Source organism: Pantoea sp. AG1095 (genome assembly GCF_003208415.1).
GTDB lineage: Bacteria > Pseudomonadota > Gammaproteobacteria > Enterobacterales > Enterobacteriaceae > Pantoea > Pantoea leporis.
In genome coordinates, this window is record NZ_QKMJ01000001.1 from 155,140 (window position 1) to 173,620 (window position 18,481).

The 18,481-nt window shown below is 55.3% G+C and carries 19 protein-coding genes and 3 tRNA genes; 16 read left to right on the forward strand and 6 right to left on the reverse strand.

Going from position 1 to position 18,481, the window contains the following annotated elements; all coding sequences use genetic code 11:
- The first annotated feature begins 13 nt into the window (after window positions 1–13).
- From cydX to DEU53_RS00825, 12 genes are all read left to right on the forward strand, one after another.
- Complete coding sequence (gene cydX / locus DEU53_RS00770) at window positions 14–127, forward strand: cytochrome bd-I oxidase subunit CydX (protein WP_007890642.1); 114 nt, start codon at window positions 14–16, stop codon at window positions 125–127.
- The gene (gene ybgE / locus DEU53_RS00775) at window positions 127–420 is read left to right on the forward strand and encodes a cyd operon protein YbgE (RefSeq protein ID WP_110865743.1); all 294 of its coding nucleotides are present in this window, start codon (window positions 127–129) and stop codon (window positions 418–420) included. The genes cydX and ybgE overlap by 1 nt, the downstream gene beginning before the upstream one ends.
- 198 nt (window positions 421–618) lie before the next feature.
- Window positions 619–1,023, forward strand: coding sequence for a tol-pal system-associated acyl-CoA thioesterase (gene ybgC, locus DEU53_RS00780; RefSeq protein ID WP_008107385.1), 405 nt, complete (start codon window positions 619–621; stop codon window positions 1,021–1,023).
- Window positions 1,020–1,706, forward strand: a complete 687-nt coding sequence (tolQ, locus tag DEU53_RS00785; protein WP_101763210.1) for a Tol-Pal system protein TolQ — start codon at window positions 1,020–1,022, stop codon at window positions 1,704–1,706. Before ybgC ends, tolQ begins: the two co-directional genes overlap by 4 nt.
- 13 nt (window positions 1,707–1,719) lie before the next feature.
- Complete coding sequence (tolR, locus tag DEU53_RS00790; RefSeq protein WP_008107389.1) at window positions 1,720–2,148, forward strand: colicin uptake protein TolR; 429 nt, start codon at window positions 1,720–1,722, stop codon at window positions 2,146–2,148.
- A 26-nt stretch (window positions 2,149–2,174) separates the two neighbouring features.
- Entirely contained in the window at window positions 2,175–3,440 is a 1,266-nt protein-coding gene (gene tolA / locus DEU53_RS00795) for a cell envelope integrity protein TolA (RefSeq protein ID WP_110865744.1), read from the forward strand.
- Window positions 3,441–3,556: 116 nt separating this feature from the next.
- Window positions 3,557–4,852 carry a Tol-Pal system beta propeller repeat protein TolB gene (tolB, locus tag DEU53_RS00800; protein WP_101763208.1) on the forward strand — a complete coding sequence of 432 codons (1,296 nt, stop codon included), beginning with the start codon at window positions 3,557–3,559 and terminating at the stop codon, window positions 4,850–4,852.
- A 64-nt stretch (window positions 4,853–4,916) separates the two neighbouring features.
- On the forward strand, window positions 4,917–5,435 hold the full coding sequence (pal, locus tag DEU53_RS00805) for a peptidoglycan-associated lipoprotein Pal (RefSeq protein WP_101763207.1): 519 nt from the start codon (window positions 4,917–4,919) through the stop codon (window positions 5,433–5,435).
- A 9-nt stretch (window positions 5,436–5,444) separates the two neighbouring features.
- Window positions 5,445–6,239 (forward strand): cell division protein CpoB, encoded by a 795-nt coding sequence (gene cpoB / locus DEU53_RS00810; RefSeq protein WP_110865745.1) that lies wholly within the window; start codon window positions 5,445–5,447, stop codon window positions 6,237–6,239.
- A 166-nt stretch (window positions 6,240–6,405) separates the two neighbouring features.
- Window positions 6,406–6,481: transfer RNA gene (locus DEU53_RS00815), tRNA-Lys, on the forward strand.
- 53 nt (window positions 6,482–6,534) lie between these two features.
- Window positions 6,535–6,610, forward strand: a tRNA-Lys gene (locus tag DEU53_RS00820).
- 27 nt (window positions 6,611–6,637) lie between these two features.
- A tRNA-Lys gene (locus DEU53_RS00825) sits at window positions 6,638–6,713 on the forward strand.
- Between the two features lie 363 nt (window positions 6,714–7,076).
- Here the strand turns inward: DEU53_RS00825 and DEU53_RS00830 are convergent.
- Window positions 7,077–8,543 carry an AlkA N-terminal domain-containing protein gene (locus DEU53_RS00830; protein WP_110865746.1) on the reverse strand — a complete coding sequence of 489 codons (1,467 nt, stop codon included), beginning with the start codon at window positions 8,541–8,543 and terminating at the stop codon, window positions 7,077–7,079.
- Between the two features lie 158 nt (window positions 8,544–8,701).
- Between DEU53_RS00830 and DEU53_RS00835 the strand changes: the two genes are divergently transcribed.
- From DEU53_RS00835 to pnuC, 3 genes are all read left to right on the forward strand, one after another.
- A complete protein-coding gene (locus tag DEU53_RS00835; protein WP_110865747.1) occupies window positions 8,702–9,208 on the forward strand; it encodes a methylated-DNA--[protein]-cysteine S-methyltransferase in 507 nt (168 codons plus the stop codon).
- Window positions 9,209–9,343: 135 nt separating this feature from the next.
- Entirely contained in the window at window positions 9,344–10,405 is a 1,062-nt protein-coding gene (gene nadA, locus DEU53_RS00840; RefSeq protein WP_101763203.1) for a quinolinate synthase NadA, read from the forward strand.
- 27 nt (window positions 10,406–10,432) lie between these two features.
- Window positions 10,433–11,155, forward strand: coding sequence for a nicotinamide riboside transporter PnuC (gene pnuC, locus DEU53_RS00845; RefSeq protein ID WP_110865748.1), 723 nt, complete (start codon window positions 10,433–10,435; stop codon window positions 11,153–11,155).
- Here the strand turns inward: pnuC and zitB are convergent.
- The 4 genes from zitB to DEU53_RS00865 all read right to left on the reverse strand — a co-directional run bounded on the left by zitB (window position 11,149) and on the right by DEU53_RS00865 (window position 16,195).
- Complete coding sequence (gene zitB / locus DEU53_RS00850) at window positions 11,149–12,114, reverse strand: CDF family zinc transporter ZitB (RefSeq protein ID WP_110865749.1); 966 nt, start codon at window positions 12,112–12,114, stop codon at window positions 11,149–11,151. The genes pnuC and zitB overlap by 7 nt on opposite strands.
- Complete coding sequence (locus DEU53_RS00855; protein WP_110866428.1) at window positions 12,083–15,112, reverse strand: ATP-binding protein; 3,030 nt, start codon at window positions 15,110–15,112, stop codon at window positions 12,083–12,085. The genes zitB and DEU53_RS00855 overlap by 32 nt, the downstream gene beginning before the upstream one ends.
- A gap of 38 nt (window positions 15,113–15,150) precedes the next feature.
- Complete coding sequence (locus DEU53_RS00860) at window positions 15,151–15,735, reverse strand: response regulator transcription factor (RefSeq protein WP_110865750.1); 585 nt, start codon at window positions 15,733–15,735, stop codon at window positions 15,151–15,153.
- 103 nt (window positions 15,736–15,838) lie between these two features.
- Window positions 15,839–16,195: a YbgS-like family protein gene (locus tag DEU53_RS00865; RefSeq protein WP_192236776.1), complete on the reverse strand. Its 357-nt coding sequence runs from the start codon at window positions 16,193–16,195 to the stop codon at window positions 15,839–15,841.
- 299 nt (window positions 16,196–16,494) lie between these two features.
- On the opposite strand from DEU53_RS00865, the gene aroG reads away from it, so the two are divergent.
- Window positions 16,495–17,547, forward strand: coding sequence for a 3-deoxy-7-phosphoheptulonate synthase AroG (aroG, locus tag DEU53_RS00870; RefSeq protein WP_110865751.1), 1,053 nt, complete (start codon window positions 16,495–16,497; stop codon window positions 17,545–17,547).
- 61 nt (window positions 17,548–17,608) lie between these two features.
- On the opposite strand, the gene gpmA is transcribed toward aroG, so the two are convergent.
- Complete coding sequence (gpmA, locus tag DEU53_RS00875; RefSeq protein ID WP_008109047.1) at window positions 17,609–18,361, reverse strand: 2,3-diphosphoglycerate-dependent phosphoglycerate mutase; 753 nt, start codon at window positions 18,359–18,361, stop codon at window positions 17,609–17,611.
- Window positions 18,362–18,481 lie beyond the last annotated feature (120 nt).

Genomic DNA, 18,481 nt, shown 5'->3' on the forward strand with positions numbered 1-18,481 from the left:
AAGGAGATTGAGCATGTGGTATTTTGCCTGGATTCTTGGCACCTTGCTGGCCTGTGCGTTCGGTGTGATTACGGCGCTGGCGCTGGAGCACGTTGAAGAGAGCAGCGCGAAGGACGAGCAAGTCTGATGCGCACACTGATTCAGACGCTTTATCGTCTGATGGACAAGGGCCCGCTTCGGGCCCTTTCGCTAATCCTCGCGCTGTGGCTGGCGGGCTGTGTCATTTGGCAGCCTTCACGCTTTGCCGCGCGTACCAGTGATTTAGCGATATGGCATGGAATGCTGCTGATTTGGGCCGTTTGTACCGGCGTGATTCACGGCACCGGATTTCGCCCTCAGCGCCTGCGCTGGCAAGCGCTCTTCTCGCCGTTGCCCGCGATGATACTTTTAGTGGCAGGAATTTTCTGGTTCTACTATTAAGTCCAGGCTCAGGACTTAAAAACGCCGCAATTTCAGACGCTGACGTGAGGTTTTGTCAGCGTCCGGTCAAGAAACATCCTATAAATCCTTCCAGTTGTTAACCTGTGATAATTATTTTCTCGCGGCGTCAGCGGACCATTCCCAAGCCGATCTCTCTTGCGTATAGTAGCAACGTTTAAAATGAGACCGGGATGTAGAGTGAGTACAACGCTGTTTCGCTGGCCGGTTCGTGTCTATTACGAAGACACCGATGCCGGTGGTGTGGTTTACCACGCCAGTTATCTTGCTTTCTATGAACGAGCACGTACCGAAATGTTGCGCCAGCACCATTTCAATCAGCAGGTCCTGTTGGAAGAGCAGGTGGCTTTTGTGGTACGACGCATGACGATCGATTTTGTTGCGGCTGCACGTCTGGACGATCTTTTGGAAATTCAAACAGAAGTGACCTCAATGACGCGTGCAACGATGACGTTCTCGCAGCGTATCGTGAATGCAGAAGGCAAAGTGCTAAATGAAGCAGAAGTCCTGATTGCCTGCATCAACCCACATCTAATGAAGCCAATTGCGCTTCCCAAGTCTATTGTCGCGGAGTTCAAGCAGTGACTGACATGAATGTTCTTGATTTGTTCCTGAAGGCGAGCCTTCTGGTCAAACTTATCATGTTGATTTTGATCGGCTTTTCTATTGCCTCATGGGCGATCATTATTCAGCGTACGCGCATTTTGAATGCGGCGGGGCGCGAAGCCGAAGCGTTTGAAGATAAGTTCTGGTCGGGTATCGAGCTGTCACGCCTGTATCAGGAAAGCCAGGGACGCCGCGATGAACTGAGCGGATCTGAGCAAATTTTCTATTCGGGTTTCAAAGAGTTTGCGCGTTTGCATCGTGCTAACAACCATGCGCCAGAAGCGGTTGTTGAGGGCGCGAGCCGTGCGATGCGTATCTCCTTCAATCGTGAACTGGAAACGCTGGAAACTCACATTCCTTTCCTTGGCACCGTTGGCTCCATCAGTCCGTATATCGGTCTGTTTGGTACGGTGTGGGGGATCATGCACGCCTTTATCGCCCTCGGTGCGGTAAAACAGGCCACGCTGCAGATGGTTGCACCGGGTATTGCCGAAGCGTTGATCGCGACCGCAATCGGTCTGTTTGCGGCCATTCCTGCCGTTATGGCGTACAACCGTCTGAACCAGCGCGTTAACAAGCTGGAACAGGGCTACGACAACTTCATGGAAGAGTTCACGGCTATCCTGCATCGTCAGGCTTTCTCCACCGACAACACGAAGTAAGTCGAGGTTTACGATGGCCAGAACCCGTGGTCGCGGTAAACGCGACCTTAAGTCGGAAATCAACATTGTTCCACTGCTGGACGTGCTGTTGGTGTTGCTGCTCATCTTTATGGCAACCGCGCCGATTATTACCCAGAGCGTGGAAGTGGATCTGCCGGATGCGACAGATTCAAAAACCGTCTCAACTGATGATAATCCACCGGTGATTGTTGAAGTGTCTGGTGTTGGCCAGTACAGCCTGGTGGTGGATCACGATCGTATGACGCAGTTACCGCCGGAGCAGGTGGTGAGCGAAGCGCAGCGCCGGATTGAAGCCAATCCGAAAACGGTCTTCCTGATCGGCGGTGCGAAAGACGTCCCTTATGACGAAATCATCAAGGCGCTGAACCTGTTACATCAGGCCGGCGTGAAATCTGTCGGTTTGATGACGCAGCCGATTTAAAGCGAACCGTTTTTTGGGAACCGAGTGTGTCGAAGGCAACCGAGCAGAACGACAAGTTAAAGCGCGCGATAATCGTTTCGGTGATTCTGCACATCGTGCTGATCGCCTTACTGATTTGGAGCTCGTTTAACGAAAAAATCGAATCCAGCGGCGGTGGCGGTGGCAGTGATATTGACGCAGTGATGGTCGATTCCGGCGCCGTGGTTGAGCAGTATAACCGCCAGCAGAATCAGCAACGAGACAGTCAGCGCGCCGAGCAGCAGCGTCAGAAGCAGTCGCAGCAGCAGGCCGAAGAGTTACAGCAGAAACAAGCTGCTGAGCAGCAGCGCCTGAAAGAGATGGAAAAAGAGCGTTTGCAGGCCCAGCAGGAAGCCAAAGAGCAGGCGAAGCAGCAGGCCGAGCAGCAGAAAGCCGCTGAAGCCGCCGCTAAGCAAGCCCAGGAACAGCAGAAAACTGCCGAAGCCGCCGCAGCGAAAGCCAAGGCTGATGCCAAAGCGGAAGCTGATGCGCAGGCAAAAGCAGCGGCTGACGCCAAAGCCAAAGCGGTAGAAGAAGCCAAGCAAGCCGCAGCTGACGCGAAGAAGAAAGCAGAAGAGCAGGCGAAAGCCGCTGCCGCTGAAGCAGCGAAAGAGAAAGCGGCGCAGCAGGCAAAAGCGGCCGCAGAATCGAAAGCCAAAGCGGACGCTGAAGCCAAAGCGCAGGCTGCTGCCGATGCCAAGGCGAAAGCGGCTCAGGAAGCCAAAGAGGCTAAAGAGCAAGCGGCTGCTGAGGCGAAGGAAAAAGCCGCAGCAGAAGCCAAAGAGAAGGCTGCCGCCGAGGCGAAAGCCAAGGCCGATGCGGCTGCTAAGGCAAAAGCGAAAGCGGTTGCGGATGCCAAAAAAGCCGCCGCTGAAGCTGCGAAGAACGAAAATGCGGTTGATGACCTGTTAGGTGGTTTGTCTTCTGGTAAGAATGCACCGAAAAGCGGCACCGCATCGGGTGGCGCTGCAGGGCAGGGCAATCAGAAGAAAGCGGGCGCGTCAGGCGCAGATATCAATAATTATCTGGGGCAAGTGGTCGGGGCGATTCAGAGCCGTTTCTACGATGCAGATTTGTACAAAGGTAAAGAGTGTAACCTGCGTATTAAACTGGCACCGGATGGTTTGCTGATTGACGTTAAATCGGAAGGTGGCGACCCCGCCTTGTGTCAGGCGGCAATTGCTGCCGCGAAGCAGGCGCGGATTCCGAAGCCGCCTTCGCAGGCGGTGTATGAAGTGTTTAAAAACGCACCGATGCGTTTCAAACCAGAATAATGCAGTAACGTACGGCAGGTTGAACTAAGGTTAGCTTGCCATACTCTATGAGTACTCGTGTTTTTCAGGAACTGTGCGAATTATCATGAACCTCTGGTTCAGGTAAGGGAGAAAAAATGAAGCAGGCACTTCGTGTAACCTTAGGTTTTTTTGTACTGCTGTGGGCAGCAATGCTTCATGCAGAAGTCCGTATTGAAATTACGCAGGGCGTTAACACCGCACGTCCTATTGGTGTGGTTCCGTTCCAATGGGCTGGCCCAGGCGCGGCACCAGAAGACATCGGCGGGATCGTTTCTGCTGACTTACGTAACAGCGGTAAATTCAATCCGCTCGATCGTTCTCGTCTGCCACAACAGCCAGCCAGCGCGCAGGAAGTTCAACCTGCCGCATGGAGCGCATTGGGTATTGATGCGGTTGTGGTTGGTCAGGTAACGCCTAACGCTGACGGCAGCTATCAAGTTGCCTATCAGCTGGTGGACACCGGTGGCGCGCCAGGCACCGTGCTGGCGCAGAACTCTTATAAAGTGACTAAGCAGTGGCTGCGTTACGCAGCGCACACCGCCAGTGACGAAGTGTTCGAAAAGCTGACCGGCATCAAAGGCGCATTCCGTACCCGCATTGCCTATGTGGTGCAGACCAATGGCGGTCAGTTCCCGTATGAGTTGCGCGTGTCGGATTACGATGGCTACAACCAGTTTGTGGTTCACCGTTCACCGCAGCCATTGATGTCTCCGGCCTGGTCGCCAGATGGCAGCAAAGTGGCTTACGTGACCTTCGAAAGCGGCAAATCTGCGCTGGTGGTTCAGACGCTGTCTAACGGTGCAATCCGTCAGGTGGCTTCTTATCCGCGTCATAACGGTGCGCCAGCCTTTTCACCCGACGGTTCTAAACTGGCCTTCGCGCTGTCGAAAACCGGTAGCCTGAACCTGTATGTGATGGATCTGGCTTCTGGTCAGACGCGTCAGGTGACTGATGGTCGCTACAACAGCACTGAACCAACGTGGTTCCCGGACAGCCAGACACTGGCTTACACCTCGGATCAGGCCGGTGCGCCCCAGATTTATAAAGTTGGTATCAACGGCGGTGCGCCACAACGTATTACCTGGGAAGGTGCGCAAAACCAGGATGCGGATGTGTCAACCGACGGTAAAACTATGGTGATGATCAGCAGCGCCGGTGGCGCTCAGCACGTCGCCAAACAGGATCTGGTAACGGGAGCCGTTCAAACAATAACGGACACGTTCCTGGATGAAACGCCGAGTCTGGCGCCAAACGGCACAATGGTAATCTATAGCTCTACTCAGGGGATGGGTTCCGTGTTGCAATTGGTTTCAACCGACGGGCGTTTCAAAGCGCGTCTTCCGGCAACTGATGGACAGGTCAAATTCCCTGCCTGGTCGCCGTATCTGTGATGCATAGGTCCCCTGCACGGCGGGGGATTAAAATGTATGGCAAACAAAATAATAGGATAAAGAAATGCAACTGAACAAAGTGCTGAAGGGTTTGATGCTGGCTCTGCCGGTTATCGCAGTAGCTGCATGTAGCTCACACAAAAACAACAACAACGATCAGACTGGCATGGGCGCTAACGACGGTGCTTACGGTGCTGGTCAGAACGGCGGTAACATGTCTTCTGATGAGCAAGCGCGTCTGCAGATGCAGCAGCTGCAGCAGAACAACATCGTTTACTTCGGTCTGGACAAATATGACGTGGCTTCTGACTACGCTCAGATGCTGGATCAGCACGCTGCATTCCTGCGTGGCAACCCGTCTTACAAAGTGACCATCGAAGGTCATGCGGATGAGCGCGGTACCCCAGAATACAACATCGCCCTGGGCGAACGTCGTGCAAGCGCCGTTAAGATGTATCTGCAAGGCAAAGGCGTTTCTGCTGACCAGATGTCTATCGTTTCTTACGGTAAAGAAAAACCAGCTGTACTGGGTCATGACGAAGCGGCTTACGCTAAAAACCGTCGTGCCGTACTGGTTTACTAAGAAAATATCATGATGAGTAACTTCAGACTTCATCTGTTGAGTCTGTCGTTACTGGTTGGTTTAGCGGCTCCTTTGGGGGCCGCTAATGCCCAGGCGTCAATCAGTAGCGTTGGCTCAGGCTCGGTCGAAGACCGCGTCACCACTCTTGAACGTATCTCTAATGCCCAGGCTCAGCTTTTGCAGCAATTGCAGCAGCAGATGAGCGACAACCAAAGCGATATCGATTCGCTGCGCGGGCAAATCCAGCAAAATAGCTATCAGCTTAATCAGGTGATTGAGCGCCAGAAGCAGCTCTATCAGCAAATCGACAGCCTTAGCTCTGGCAGTAACGGTGCGCAGGCGAGCGGTGGTGCTGATGCCGCTGCAGCGGGCGCTGCGGCTTCTGCGGATAGCGGTAGCAGCGCCAGTTCGGCTGCGCCAGCGCAAACCGGCGATGCCAACACGGACTACAATGCTGCTGTTGCGCTGATTCTGGAGAAGAAGCAGTACGATCAGGCGATTACTGCCCTGCAGGCTTGGGTGAAGAAATATCCTGATTCTACCTATCAGCCGAATGCCAATTACTGGCTGGGTCAGTTGTTTTACAACAAGGGCAAAAAAGACGATTCGGCCTATTATTTTGCCACTGTGGTAAAAAATTACGCGAAATCGCCAAAAGCCCCGGAAGCGCTGTTTAAGGTTGGTGTGATCATGCAAGAGAAGAACGACACGGCGAAAGCCAAGGCTGTCTTCCAGCAAGTGATTAAACAATTCCCAAATAGTGATTCTGCTAAGCAGGCGCAAAAACGCCTTGCCGGGTTGTAATTTGTGCCTAAAAGACCGGATTTCGTGTGATTTCTGGTCTTAAAGCATGAAAGGTAAGCAATTGAGACATTTAGTGGAAAATAAGGGTTGCGCCCTCCCGCTAAATCAGTAATATATGCCGCCGTTGCCGGGACATATCTTAACAAGTATCGGCAGCACTGAAGATGGGTCGTTAGCTCAGTTGGTAGAGCAGTTGACTTTTAATCAATTGGTCGCAGGTTCGAATCCTGCACGACCCACCATCTCAACCCGTTGTAAGAGAGATGATTTCTTCAGTAAGCTTCACAACCTTGATGGGTCGTTAGCTCAGTTGGTAGAGCAGTTGACTTTTAATCAATTGGTCGCAGGTTCGAATCCTGCACGACCCACCATCAAGTAAAGGTTGTAAGCCCCACAGCGGGTCGTTAGCTCAGTTGGTAGAGCAGTTGACTTTTAATCAATTGGTCGCAGGTTCGAATCCTGCACGACCCACCAGTTATGTAGAAAGGCGCCCTAAAGGCGCCTTTTTGCTTTTCTACGCTAGGTGGATTTGCTTTGAGATGGTGCACCGGCCAGATAAGGCGGGGCGGATCGCGAAGAAACCTCACATCCCTGTGGATCGGCCTCGCCATCCATGGCTCGGACGCTTCGCTCCTTCCGCTCCCGCCTTTTCTGGCCCTTATGCTTTGTCGTTGCTTGAAATAATCGCACGCATGCTGGACGAAGACGGAAGGGCCGGGCGGTGGAGTAAAGCTTCCGGCGCATGGATGCGCCGGCAGAGCCTACAGGGATGTATCCACGGCGACTTTACGGAACCGCCCGGTCCTTCCGGCTGGTTGGCAAGCTTTTAAGCCCAATCTATTTTTTAACCTTAACCGGCGTCAGACTTTTCCAGATATGCAGCACCGCATAGCTGCGCCACGGCCGCCAAACCTGCGATAACTGCTCCGCCACTTTGGCACTCACGCCGCCGAGATTATTACGAATCGCAATATCCTCTTTGGGAAACGCATCAGGCCAACGCAGCGCGCGCATGGCGATATAACTTGCCGTCCACGGCCCTATGCCTTTCAGCGCCAGTAACTGCTGCTGAACCACGTCCGGATTCACCGCACCGTTAAAGCGTAATGCACCAGAAGCGCAGGCCTGCGCCAACGCCTGAATGGCATGTGAACGCGCACTGACGATTCCCAGGCTGGCAATATCATCGATGCTCGCCGCCGCCAGCGACTCCGCATTTGGCGGCAAACGCGAAAGTTCTGACCACGGCGTCACCAGCGGCTCACCAAAGCGCTGTGCCATTCGGCTGCTTAGCGTGGTTGCGGCTTTCACGGTAACCTGCTGGCCGAGTATCGCGCGCACACCCAACTCAAAGCCGTCAAACGCACCAGGAACGCGTAAGCCGGGAAAGCGCGATAAGCTCTCGGCTAATAACGGATCGTGGCTTAAATGCTCTGCTATGCGCTGTGGCTGCGCATCCAGGTCAAACAAATCGCGTAGCCGACGCAGCAAAGCGGGCAGCACTGGCGTTAGCGACGTTGTGAATTGCACCTTCAGCGACTGTTTCCCCGCAACATGGCTCACACGCACCCAGCCGCGACAGTTGCCCAGCGCCACGGTGCGGTGATACATGCCCTCGTTCACCCATTCCACTTCCTTCATCACACGCTGTTGCAGGAAATCGAGCATCGCATCCCAATCGTAAGGCGGCCGATAACTCAGGCGCAGTTCGGCGCTCTCCTGCGTGGTTTTCACGGCGTCGGGTTGATTCTGCTTACGTAGGCGGGAGGGCGTCATGCGATAGCGCGCCTGGAACACATCGTTAAAGCGCCTCAAACTGCGGAAGCCGCTGGCGTAAGCAATTTCCGTGACCGGCAAAGAGGTTTCTGTCAGAAGTTGCTTGGCTAGCAGCATACGACGTGTCTGACGCAGCTCTAAAGGCGATACGCCGAGCTCCTGCTGCACCACGCGACGCAATTGACGTTCACTGAGGTCAAACTCGCCAGCGATGTCTGCCAGCGTCTCCTGCTCTTCCAGCAAGCCCTCTTCGATGCGGCGAATCAAACGATCGGCAATGCGGTGATGGCTATCCACCGGCGCAGAGCCGGGCGCCAGTTCCGGACGGCAGCGTAAACACGGACGGAAGTGCGCTTTCTCGGCGGCCTCTGCGCTGCTAAAAAACAGGCAGTTCTTCTGCATCGGCGCTTTCACTGGACAAATGGGGCGGCAATAGATGCCGGTGGATGTCACGCCAACAAAAAACAGCCCGTCGAAGCGGCTATCGCGCGACGTCAGCGCCTGGTACGCAATTTCAGCATCAAACATCATCGTCTCCGGCAAATAAACGGCATGGTCGCGCAAGCTGAACAGGAAAACTCGCTGCTTTCGGACAGCTAACCAGTTTATGCTGATGACCGAAAACAGCCAGTTTCCTGCGACGGAAATGCGATAATCGCCAGCAGAGAATATGCCGGAGGTGCACCATGTATCATGCCAAAATCATCGCGACGCCCGTTGGTGAGCTCACGCTTGTTGCCACCGATAAAGGATTGTCGGCGATTCTGTGGGAAAACGAAGGGGCGCAGCGCGTGCCGCTGAAGCCGATCAGCCGTAACGATCAGCATCCGATTCTGTGTGAGGCCGAACGCCAGCTGCGCGAATATTTCGCCGGTGAGCGTCAGCAGTTTGATATGCCGTACGACACCGTCGGCACCGAGTTCCAGAAAAAAGTGTGGCAGGCGCTGCTCACCATCCCGTTTGGAGAAACGCGCAGCTACCAGCAAATCGCCGAGCAGATCGGCAATCCGAAAGCGGTGCGCGCTGTGGGCGCAGCGAACGGTAAAAATCCGCTGTCGATTATGGCACCGTGCCATCGCGTGATTGGCAGCAACGGCAAACTCACCGGTTTTGCAGGCGGACTCACCGTTAAAGCCTTCCTGCTGGAGCTGGAAAGTCCGCAGAAAACGTTGAGCAGCGCATTGTTGCTGTAGAGCGCGCAAAAAAGAGACGACACTCTCGCGCAATTCCGTTATCGTGTTTAGCATATAAAACACGATAGCGGTTTTGATGCCGCATCATTGCCGTAACCGGCAATTTTGTTAAATTGAGAAAACGAGAGCCGTGTCATGAGCCTGATGTTCGATCCTGAAAGCGCGATCTATCCTTTCCCGCCGAAACCGGCACGTCTCAGCGACGATGAAAAAGCCCACTACAAAAACAAAATCAAACGCTTGCTGAAAGAACGCGATGCGGTGATGGTGGCGCATTACTACACCGATCCCGAAATTCAGGCGCTGGCGGAAGAGACCGGTGGCTGCGTATCGGACTCACTGGAAATGGCGCGTTTCGGCAGCACCCATCCCGCTAAAACCTTGCTGGTGGCGGGCGTGCGTTTTATGGGTGAAACCGCAAAAATCCTTAGCCCGGAAAAAACCGTGCTGATGCCCACCTTGCAGGCGGAATGCTCGCTCGATCTCGGTTGCCCAATTGAAGAATTTAACCGCTTCTGCGATCAGCATCCCGATCGCACTGTGGTGGTGTATGCCAACACCTCGGCGGCGGTGAAGGCGCGTGCGGATTGGGTCGTCACCTCGAGCATCGCGGTTGAGCTGATTGAGCATCTTGACAGCCTCGGCGAGAAAATCATCTGGGCACCGGATCGCCATCTCGGCCGCTACGTCACGCAAAAATCCGGCGCGGATGTGCTGTGCTGGCAGGGCGCCTGTATTGTGCATGACGAATTCAAAACACAGGCTTTGCAACGCATGAAGGCGCTCTATCCGCATGCGGCGGTGCTGGTGCATCCTGAATCACCGCAGGCGATTGTCGATCTGGCTGATGCGGTGGGATCCACCAGTCAGCTGATTCAGGCGGCGCAAAGTTTGCCGCATCCGCAGATGATCGTCGCCACCGATCGCGGCATCTTCTACAAAATGCAGCAGGCGGTGCCGAACAAAGAGTTGCTGGAAGCGCCCACCGCAGGCGAGGGCGCCACCTGCCGCAGCTGTGCGCACTGTCCTTGGATGGCGATGAACGGCCTGAAAGCGATTGCCGAAGGACTGGAGCGTGGCGGCAGCGCGCATGAGATCCATGTGGATAGCGCGTTGCGTGAGGCCGCGTTGCTACCGCTCAACCGCATGCTATCCTTTGCTGCAGATCTCAAACTTAAAATCAAAGGGAATGCATGACGGGCTCCCGTTACACAGGCACCTTATATGGACTTCTTTAGCACGCAAAATATTCTGGTTCACATTCCGCTCGGCGTTGGCGGCTACGATCTCTCATGGATCGAAGCCGTTGGCACCCTTGCGGGCCTGCTGTGCATCTGGCTCGCCAGCCTTGAGAAAATCATCAACTACTTTTTCGGGCTGATAAACGTCACGCTGTTCGCGGTGATTTTCTTCCAGATTCAGCTCTACGCCAGCTTGTTGCTGCAACTGTTCTTCTTCGTCGCCAACGTTTACGGCTGGTACGCGTGGAGTCGGCAAACCTCTAACAACGAAACGGAGCTGAGAATTCGCTGGCTGCCGCTGCCAAAAGCATTGGGCTGGGGCGCGGCGTGCGTGGTGGCGATTGCGCTGATGACGGTGTACATCGATCCGGTCTTTGCTTTCCTGACCAAAACAGCGGTCGGCATTATGCAGAGTCTGGGGCTTAACGTGGCGATGCCGCAACTGCAGCCGGATGCGTTCCCGTTCTGGGATTCGTGCATGATGGTGCTGTCGATTGTGGCGATGATTTTGATGACGCGTAAGTACGTTGAGAACTGGCTGCTTTGGGTGGTGATCAACGTTATCAGCGTGATGATCTTTGCGCGTCAGGGCGTATATGCCATGTCACTGGAGTACGCGATTCTGACGCTGATTGCGCTTAACGGTTCGCGCCTGTGGATGCAAAGCGCACGCGAACATGGCTCGCGCGCGCTGTCCCATCAGTGATGATGAGCGTGACCTTCCAGCGCAGCATGATCGTGGTGATCGTGCTGCGCGGCGCTATTATCTAAACACAACTCGCAGTCCGGCCCGCTGCACGGCTGATATTCCATCTGCACCGTGGCGTGGGCAATCTGATAGTGCTCATGCAAATAGTGGTGAATGCGCTTAAGCAGGCCGTCATGATCGTATGGCGGAATCACCTGCACATGCAGCGTCAGCACCGGTTTTTCACCCACTTGCCACAAATGAACGTGATGCACGTTACGTACTTCATTGATATTGCGCGTCAGCTCGCGTGACAGTTTATCCGCGTTGATATGGCCCGGCGCACCTTCCAGCAACTCATGCAGGCTCTCGCGCAGCAGCGACCAGGCGCTACGTACCACCAGCAATGACACCAGCAGCGACAAAATCGGGTCGATTGGCGTCCAGCCGGTCAGCATGATGATCACCGCCGCGACAATCGCACCGACCGAACCCAGCAAATCGCCCAGCACATGCAATGCCGCCGCACGTACGTTGAGATTCTTCTCTTCGCTGCCGCGATGCAGCAGCCAGAACGACAGCAGATTGGCCAGCAAACCGGCAATGGCGATGCCGAGCATCAATCCGCCGGCAATCGGCTGGGGTTCATAGAAGCGACGCAGCGCTTCCCAGACAATCAGCACCGTAATCACCAATAGCGCAATGGCGTTGACGAACGCCGCTAAGGTGGTGAGACGCAGCAAGCCGAAGGTATGGCGCGCGTTAGGCTTGCGCTGAGCAAACTGCACCGCGAGTAACGCCATCAGCAGCGCGGCGGCATCGGTCAACATATGTCCGGCATCGGCCAGCAGCGCCAGCGAGCCAGAAACCAGCCCGCCGATCACTTCGGCCACCATAAACAGCGCCGTTACGCCAAACGCCGCGGCCAGTCGTTTGCGGTTGCCGTTAGCGGTCCCGTGAGAATGCGTGTGTGCCATAATTATCCAGTTGTTTAAGTAACCTGTTTGTTAATGATATCAGTAAATTGAGATCATCAAGCGGCAACTGCTGCTGTTTAACCTGCTCAATCAACTGCTGACAGCGCTCGGCTACCTCATCAATGCCCAGCATCAACCAGCTGCCCTTCATGCGGTGTGCAGCCTGTTCCAGCGCCGTCCAATTTTGTGTATCGCGCGCGTTCAACAGCAAATCCCGATCCTGTTGCAGCGTGCGCTGCAAGGTTTGACAGATGCGCGGAATAAATGCCTGATTATCCTGCGCCAGAATCAGTAAGCTGTTTGGCAAGACATCCAATGGATCTTTTACTGCGCGCGCCAGCAGCGGTGCCAGATGATCGAGTTCAATGGGTTTGAGCAGCAGAGCTTCGTCATCCAGCAAGGCGATTTTCAGCAACTGAACATCTGCAGAGCAAAGCACGCGCAGCGAGGTGCTGCCGCGCTGGCGCTGACGACGGCGCAGAATACGCAGCAGCGTTAAACCATCCGGGCGCGGCATCATCTGGTCGATAAACAGAATATCGAAGGCGCGCTGAGCATCGGCGCGCAGCAGCGCTCGGCCCTCTTCAAATACCTGCGCCTCAACGCAAAACATCGCCAGCTGCTGCTGCATCACCAAAAGATTGGTCGGGTGATCGTCCACAATGGCCACGCGCAGCTGCGGGTAAACAGGCCAGCTGGCTGTGCGCTCGGTTAACGGCTCTTGGCTCACGACTAATGGCAACTGCACGCTGACCGTGGTGCCGCTGCCCGGTGCCGAAGTGAGCGTTAGCGTACCGCCCATTCGTTGCACAATCTCGCGACAGATAAACAAACCTAAGCCGCTGCCTTGCACCGCATGGCTTTTGCCGGACGGCGCCTGATACCACGGCTCAAACAGTTTTGCCTGCTCGTTAAGCGGGATGCCGCTGCCGGTGTCGGTGACCGTAAGCTGGATGTGCTCACTGACCGCCAGCGACAGGCGCACTTCGCCTTCGCGGGTAAACTTAAGGGCGTTGGCCACCAGATTATTCACTACCTGCTGCAGGCGATCGCCATCCAGCAACACGCTGGCAGGCAGCGGCGTTAGCGCTTCGGCAATCAGGTTCGGCCCGGCATCGCGCATTAAGGGATGATAAAACTGCTGCTGTTGCTGCAGCCAGAGCGTCAGATTGAGCGGGCGCGGCGCCAGACGGAAGCTCTGGCTCTCAATACGCGCGTGATCCTGCAAGTCGTTCAATAGCGCCATCAGCGACCGCGCGCTGCTGTGCATCAGCGCCAGCCGTTCACTCGGATGCTGCTGCTGTTCCAGCTCCAGCAAACCGAGAATCGCCTGCATCGGCGTGCGCAGTTCGTGGCTGGCGGTGGCGAGAAACTGGCTTTTGGCGGCATTGGCGCGTTCGGCCTGCTCACGCTGCAATCGGTCACGACGCTGCTGCCAGTAACGACGCGCCAGCAAGCCCAACAGCAACAGAATAATTACGCCTGCCGCAAGCAAAATCATCAGCGGAATATTGCGCATCGCCATCGTCGTGCCGGGCTGCGGCGGCTGTGACCAGCTGACGCGCATCTGGTTGAGCGTATCAGGCGGGATTTGCTGCAATGCATGGTCGAGCAGGGCGCGCAGCTCAGGCTGTTCAGCACTGACCTGCGGCGCCAGCGGCCAGGCGATATCGCTGGCAGCAAACGCCAGATGCACACGATTATCTTCGTGACTCGCCATACGCCAGCGGGCAGAGAGCACGTTATCTACCAGCGCATCGATCTGACCGTTATTCAGCGCTTGCCACAGCTGCGTCCGATCGTCGAACGGCTGCGGCGTAATACCTGACGGCACCAAACGTATGGCGAGATCGTCGCGTAATACGCCCACGCGCTGGCCTTGTAACGATTGCCAGTTCATTGCCTGATGCGTGGCAAGCGTGTAAATGCCCCAAATGGCGCGCCATACCGGCAAAGTATTGCTGCCGGGATCGTCGCCATACAGCGGCTGCAACAGGTTGAGCATCACCTGCTGTTGCTGCAGTAGCGTGGCGGCCTGCTGCGGATTGTTGACCCAGCGCGGGGTAAAACGCAGGCCGGTACTTTGGCTCAGCGCGTTCAGCATGTCGATGCCGAAGCCGCGCGCGTTGCCGCTGCTGTCGCGATAACTCCAGGGCGCGTTATCCGCCTCAACCGCATACGGAATCTCAGTATGTTGCGCCAGCCACTGCTTTTCGCTGGCCGACAGCATCAGAGTTTGTGTGTCCTGATAACGCAGCAGCGGCGGGCTCCAGCGCTGCTGGACCCGACTGCTGAACTCGGCGGGCAGCAGGCGCAGCTGGCTGTTAAGCCAGTGGATCAGCGCGGCATTGCGCGTCATTGCGCGTAGCGTTAATTCGCCCGCGCCAGGATCGGCAGTGATTTGGTAAATTTGTCCTTGCTGCAGCTGGCCCAGCAAGAAACCGGCGCTGGCTTCATCGGCGACCAGATAATCGCTTTGCTGATTGAGCAGCGCATACAGCGCCTGCAGATCGCCCGGCAAGGTGTGCCAGCGATGCTGCTGCACAAATTCAGTGGGCAACTGCGCCAGCGTCGCTTCGGCAATGGTGAGCTGCGCGGTTTCGCTATTGAACATCACCGCGCGCTGATTATCCCGGTTGCGATAGATGCGAATCGGGCTGCTGTACCAGCTGTCGCTGAGCAGCACATCGGATGGGAGCTGGGCATGTTGATTACTTAACACCAAATCCACCTCGCCGCGCTGCAAGGCTGCCAGTTGCTGCGCGCGATCGGCATAGCTTTGCAGCGTGAAATGCGTACCGGTCAACTGGCTTAGGGCGCTGAGATAGTCGGCGTCGATGCCCCAGATGTGATCGCCAATACGCATCGCCCAGGGTGCGCTGTTTTGTGCCGGCACCGCGACGCGCAACGTTGCGCCAGGCCACGGCTCGGCGTGCGGGGCCGGCATCATCGCGGGTAACATCACGCTGCTGGCGGGTTGCAGATCGGCTTTCGCCATCACACTCAGCAGCAGCGTACACAGCAGTAAACAGATCCTCACTGCTGCGCTTTCCACAGCTCAGCCAGCTCAACCACCGACTGTACGCCGGTTTTCTCCAGGATGTTCTTCTTGTGGGTGCTAACGGTTTTATTGCTGATATGCAGCTGTTCGCCAATCTGCAGATTCGAGAGGCCGCGCACCAGCAACGCTACAATCTGCTGCTCTTTCTCGGTTAACGGCAGTTCGATACGTTCCGGCAGCGGCGGAAAAGCCTGCTGGCCGCCGAGCACCGCCAGAATCGCGCTCAGCAGTTGCGCCATGCTTTGGCTTTTCACCACGTAACCGGCAGCGCCAAGCGACACGGCGCTGAGCAGCGTGTGGCGGCTCTGCTGCGCGGAATAGATCAACACCGGGCAGTGCTGATTACGCATGCGCAACCGGCGCAGCAGTTCGAGTCCGTCGCAATCGGGTAAACCGATATCCAGCACAATTAAATCGATGGGATGTTGTTGAAGCAGTTGGCGCGCCTGCGCTTCGTCGCCAGCGGCGTGAATGTTCAACGTGATAGGAGCGTTAACGCAAGCCGCTTCCAGTGCGACGGCAACTAACGGGTGATCATCAATAAGCAGCAATGAAGCCATGAAACAGTTCCTGTGAATTTCATTGCTTCAGCATAGCGGAAAAGGGCGGGGGGCAAAATAAAAGGGAGAGCCGAAGCTCTCCCTTGATCAAACAGAAGGAAACTTATTGCGAAGTACCGTCTGTTTTATGTTTCACGTGGCCGCCACCCTCTTTAGTGTCGACTTTTTTATTCATGTCCGGGCATTTGCCGTCTTTGCACATGCTGTTTTTGTGCACCTGGTTGGCTGACATATTGCTTGAGTCAGTGCCTGACGTTGCTGCGCTGTTGGTATTGGTGCTACCGCTGTTAATTTTGCTGTTATCAACATTATTAGGTGGCAGATTTTGTTTTGCACCGCCAGCTGCTGCACCGGCTTCAGCTGAAGCGTTGGCCGCACCATTGTTGTTATCCGCAGCCATTACAGCACCGCTACCCATGGTCATCGCTGCTGTCAGAAAGATCATTGCAAACTTATTCATCATTATGCTCCAGTAATTAATGGATAGTTGCCGTCTAACACCCGCTGGTGTTGAGTGACGAAAATAGCGTGCCGCGATGGAACAAAATCCACCTTATACGCTTCACTTAAAAATTTAATTTTGCAAACACATCATTCCTTAGTGCTTACATTTAAAAAGCTTAGTGCATGGATATATAAATGCAAATTTGAGATGTACATTTTAAGCGCGGTGCGTAATTTACACCCACCGCGCGAAGGGCTAAAGTGGGCGGGTTGCGCCCGACGGACGTTGGGCCAGAAATTTGAATGGAATTGTGTATGGATTACCAGAACGATGATTTACGCATCAGAGAGATCAAAGAGTTACTGCCTCCTGTTGCTTTGCTTGAAAAATTCCCCGCCACCGATAAAGCGGCTGCAACCGTAGCGCAGTCACGTCAGGCGATTCACCGCATTCTTCATGGCGAAGACGATCGTCTGCTGGTGGTGATCGGTCCGTGCTCAATTCACGATACCCAGGCTGCGCAAGAGTATGCGACGCGCCTGCTGGCACTGCGTGATGAGCTGAAAGACGATCTCGAAGTGGTGATGCGCGTTTACTTTGAAAAACCGCGCACCACGGTGGGCTGGAAAGGGCTGATCAACGACCCGTTTATGGATGGCAGCTTCCAGATCAATGACGGCCTGCGCCTGGCGCGCAAGCTGCTGGTGGATATCAACGATATCGGGTTGCCAGCCGCCGGTGAGTTCCTCGATATGATCACGCCACAATATATGGCCGACCTGATGAGCTGGGGCGCGATTGGCGCACGTACCACCGAATCGCAGGTGCATCGCGAACTCTCTTCCGGCCTCTCTTGCCCGGTGGGCTTCAAAAACGGTACCGACGGCACCATCAAAGTGGCGATTGACGCCATCGGTGCTGCCAGCGCGCCACACTGCTTCCTGTCAGTCACCAAATATGGTCACTCGGCGATTGTCGAAACCAGCGGTAACGAAGACTGCCACATCATCCTGCGCGGCGGCAAAGAGCCGAACTACAGCGCCGAACACGTGGCGGCCGTGAAAACCGGTCTGGAGAAAGCAGGCTTGCGTCCGCAAGTGATGATCGACTTCAGCCATGCTAATAGCAGCAAGCAGTTCCAACGTCAGATGGTGGTTGCCGACGACGTGGCACAGCAAATTGCCGGTGGTGAGCAGGCGATTACTGGCGTGATGATCGAGAGTCATCTGGTGGAAGGTAATCAGAGCCTCGAAAGCGGCAAACCGCTGGTGTACGGCCAGAGCGTGACCGATGCCTGTATCGGCTGGGAAGACACTGAGAAGGCGTTGCGTCAGCTGGCTCAGGCGGTCAAACAGCGCCGCAGCTAAGCCAATGCGGCAATAAAAAAGGCCAGACTTGCGTCTGGCCTTTTTGCGTTTCAGCGTTCGCTTACTTCGCTTTACCCTGGTTTGCTACGGCTGCGGCTTTCGCAGCAATCTCATCAGCATCACCCAGATAGTAACGTTTGAGTGGCTTGAAGTTCTCATCGAACTCATACACCAACGGCACGCCAGTTGGGATGTTCAGTTCGAGGATCTCGTCTTCGCTCAGGTTGTCGAGGTATTTAACCAGCGCACGCAGTGAGTTGCCGTGTGCAGCAACGATCACTTTCTCACCGCTCTTAATGCGCGGCAGAATGCTTTCGTTCCAGTAAGGAATCACGCGTTCGATGGTCAGCGCCAGGCTTTCGGTGGTTGGCAGCTGCGCGTCAGTCAGTGAAGCGTAACGCGGATCGTGGCCTGGGAAACGCTCATCAGCGCGATCCAGTTCTGGTGGCGTGATAGCAAAGCCACGACGCCACTGTTTCACTTGCTCGTCACCGTATTTAGCGGCGGTTTCTGCTTTATCCAGACCTTGCAGCGCACCGTAGTGACGCTCGTTCAGACGCCAGGTTTTTTCAACCGGCAGCCAAGCCTGATCCAACTCATCCAGCACATTCCACAGGGTGTGAATAGCGCGCTTCAGCACTGAGGTGTAAGCGAAATCAAACACGAAACCTTCTTTCTTCAGCAGCTGACCGGCTGCTTTGGCTTCAGTGCGACCTTTGTCAGACAGGTCAACGTCGTACCATCCGGTGAAGCGGTTTTCCTGGTTCCACTGGCTTTCGCCGTGTCGCACCAGTACCAGCTTAGTTACGGCCATAGCTTTACTCCTTAATGCTCGATTTACGATTAGTATTGAAACCGGCTGCGGCCACTGAGAAGCGGCTCACTAATAGCGCCATACCATAGCGGAAAACAACGCACGGCGTAAGCCTGTCGG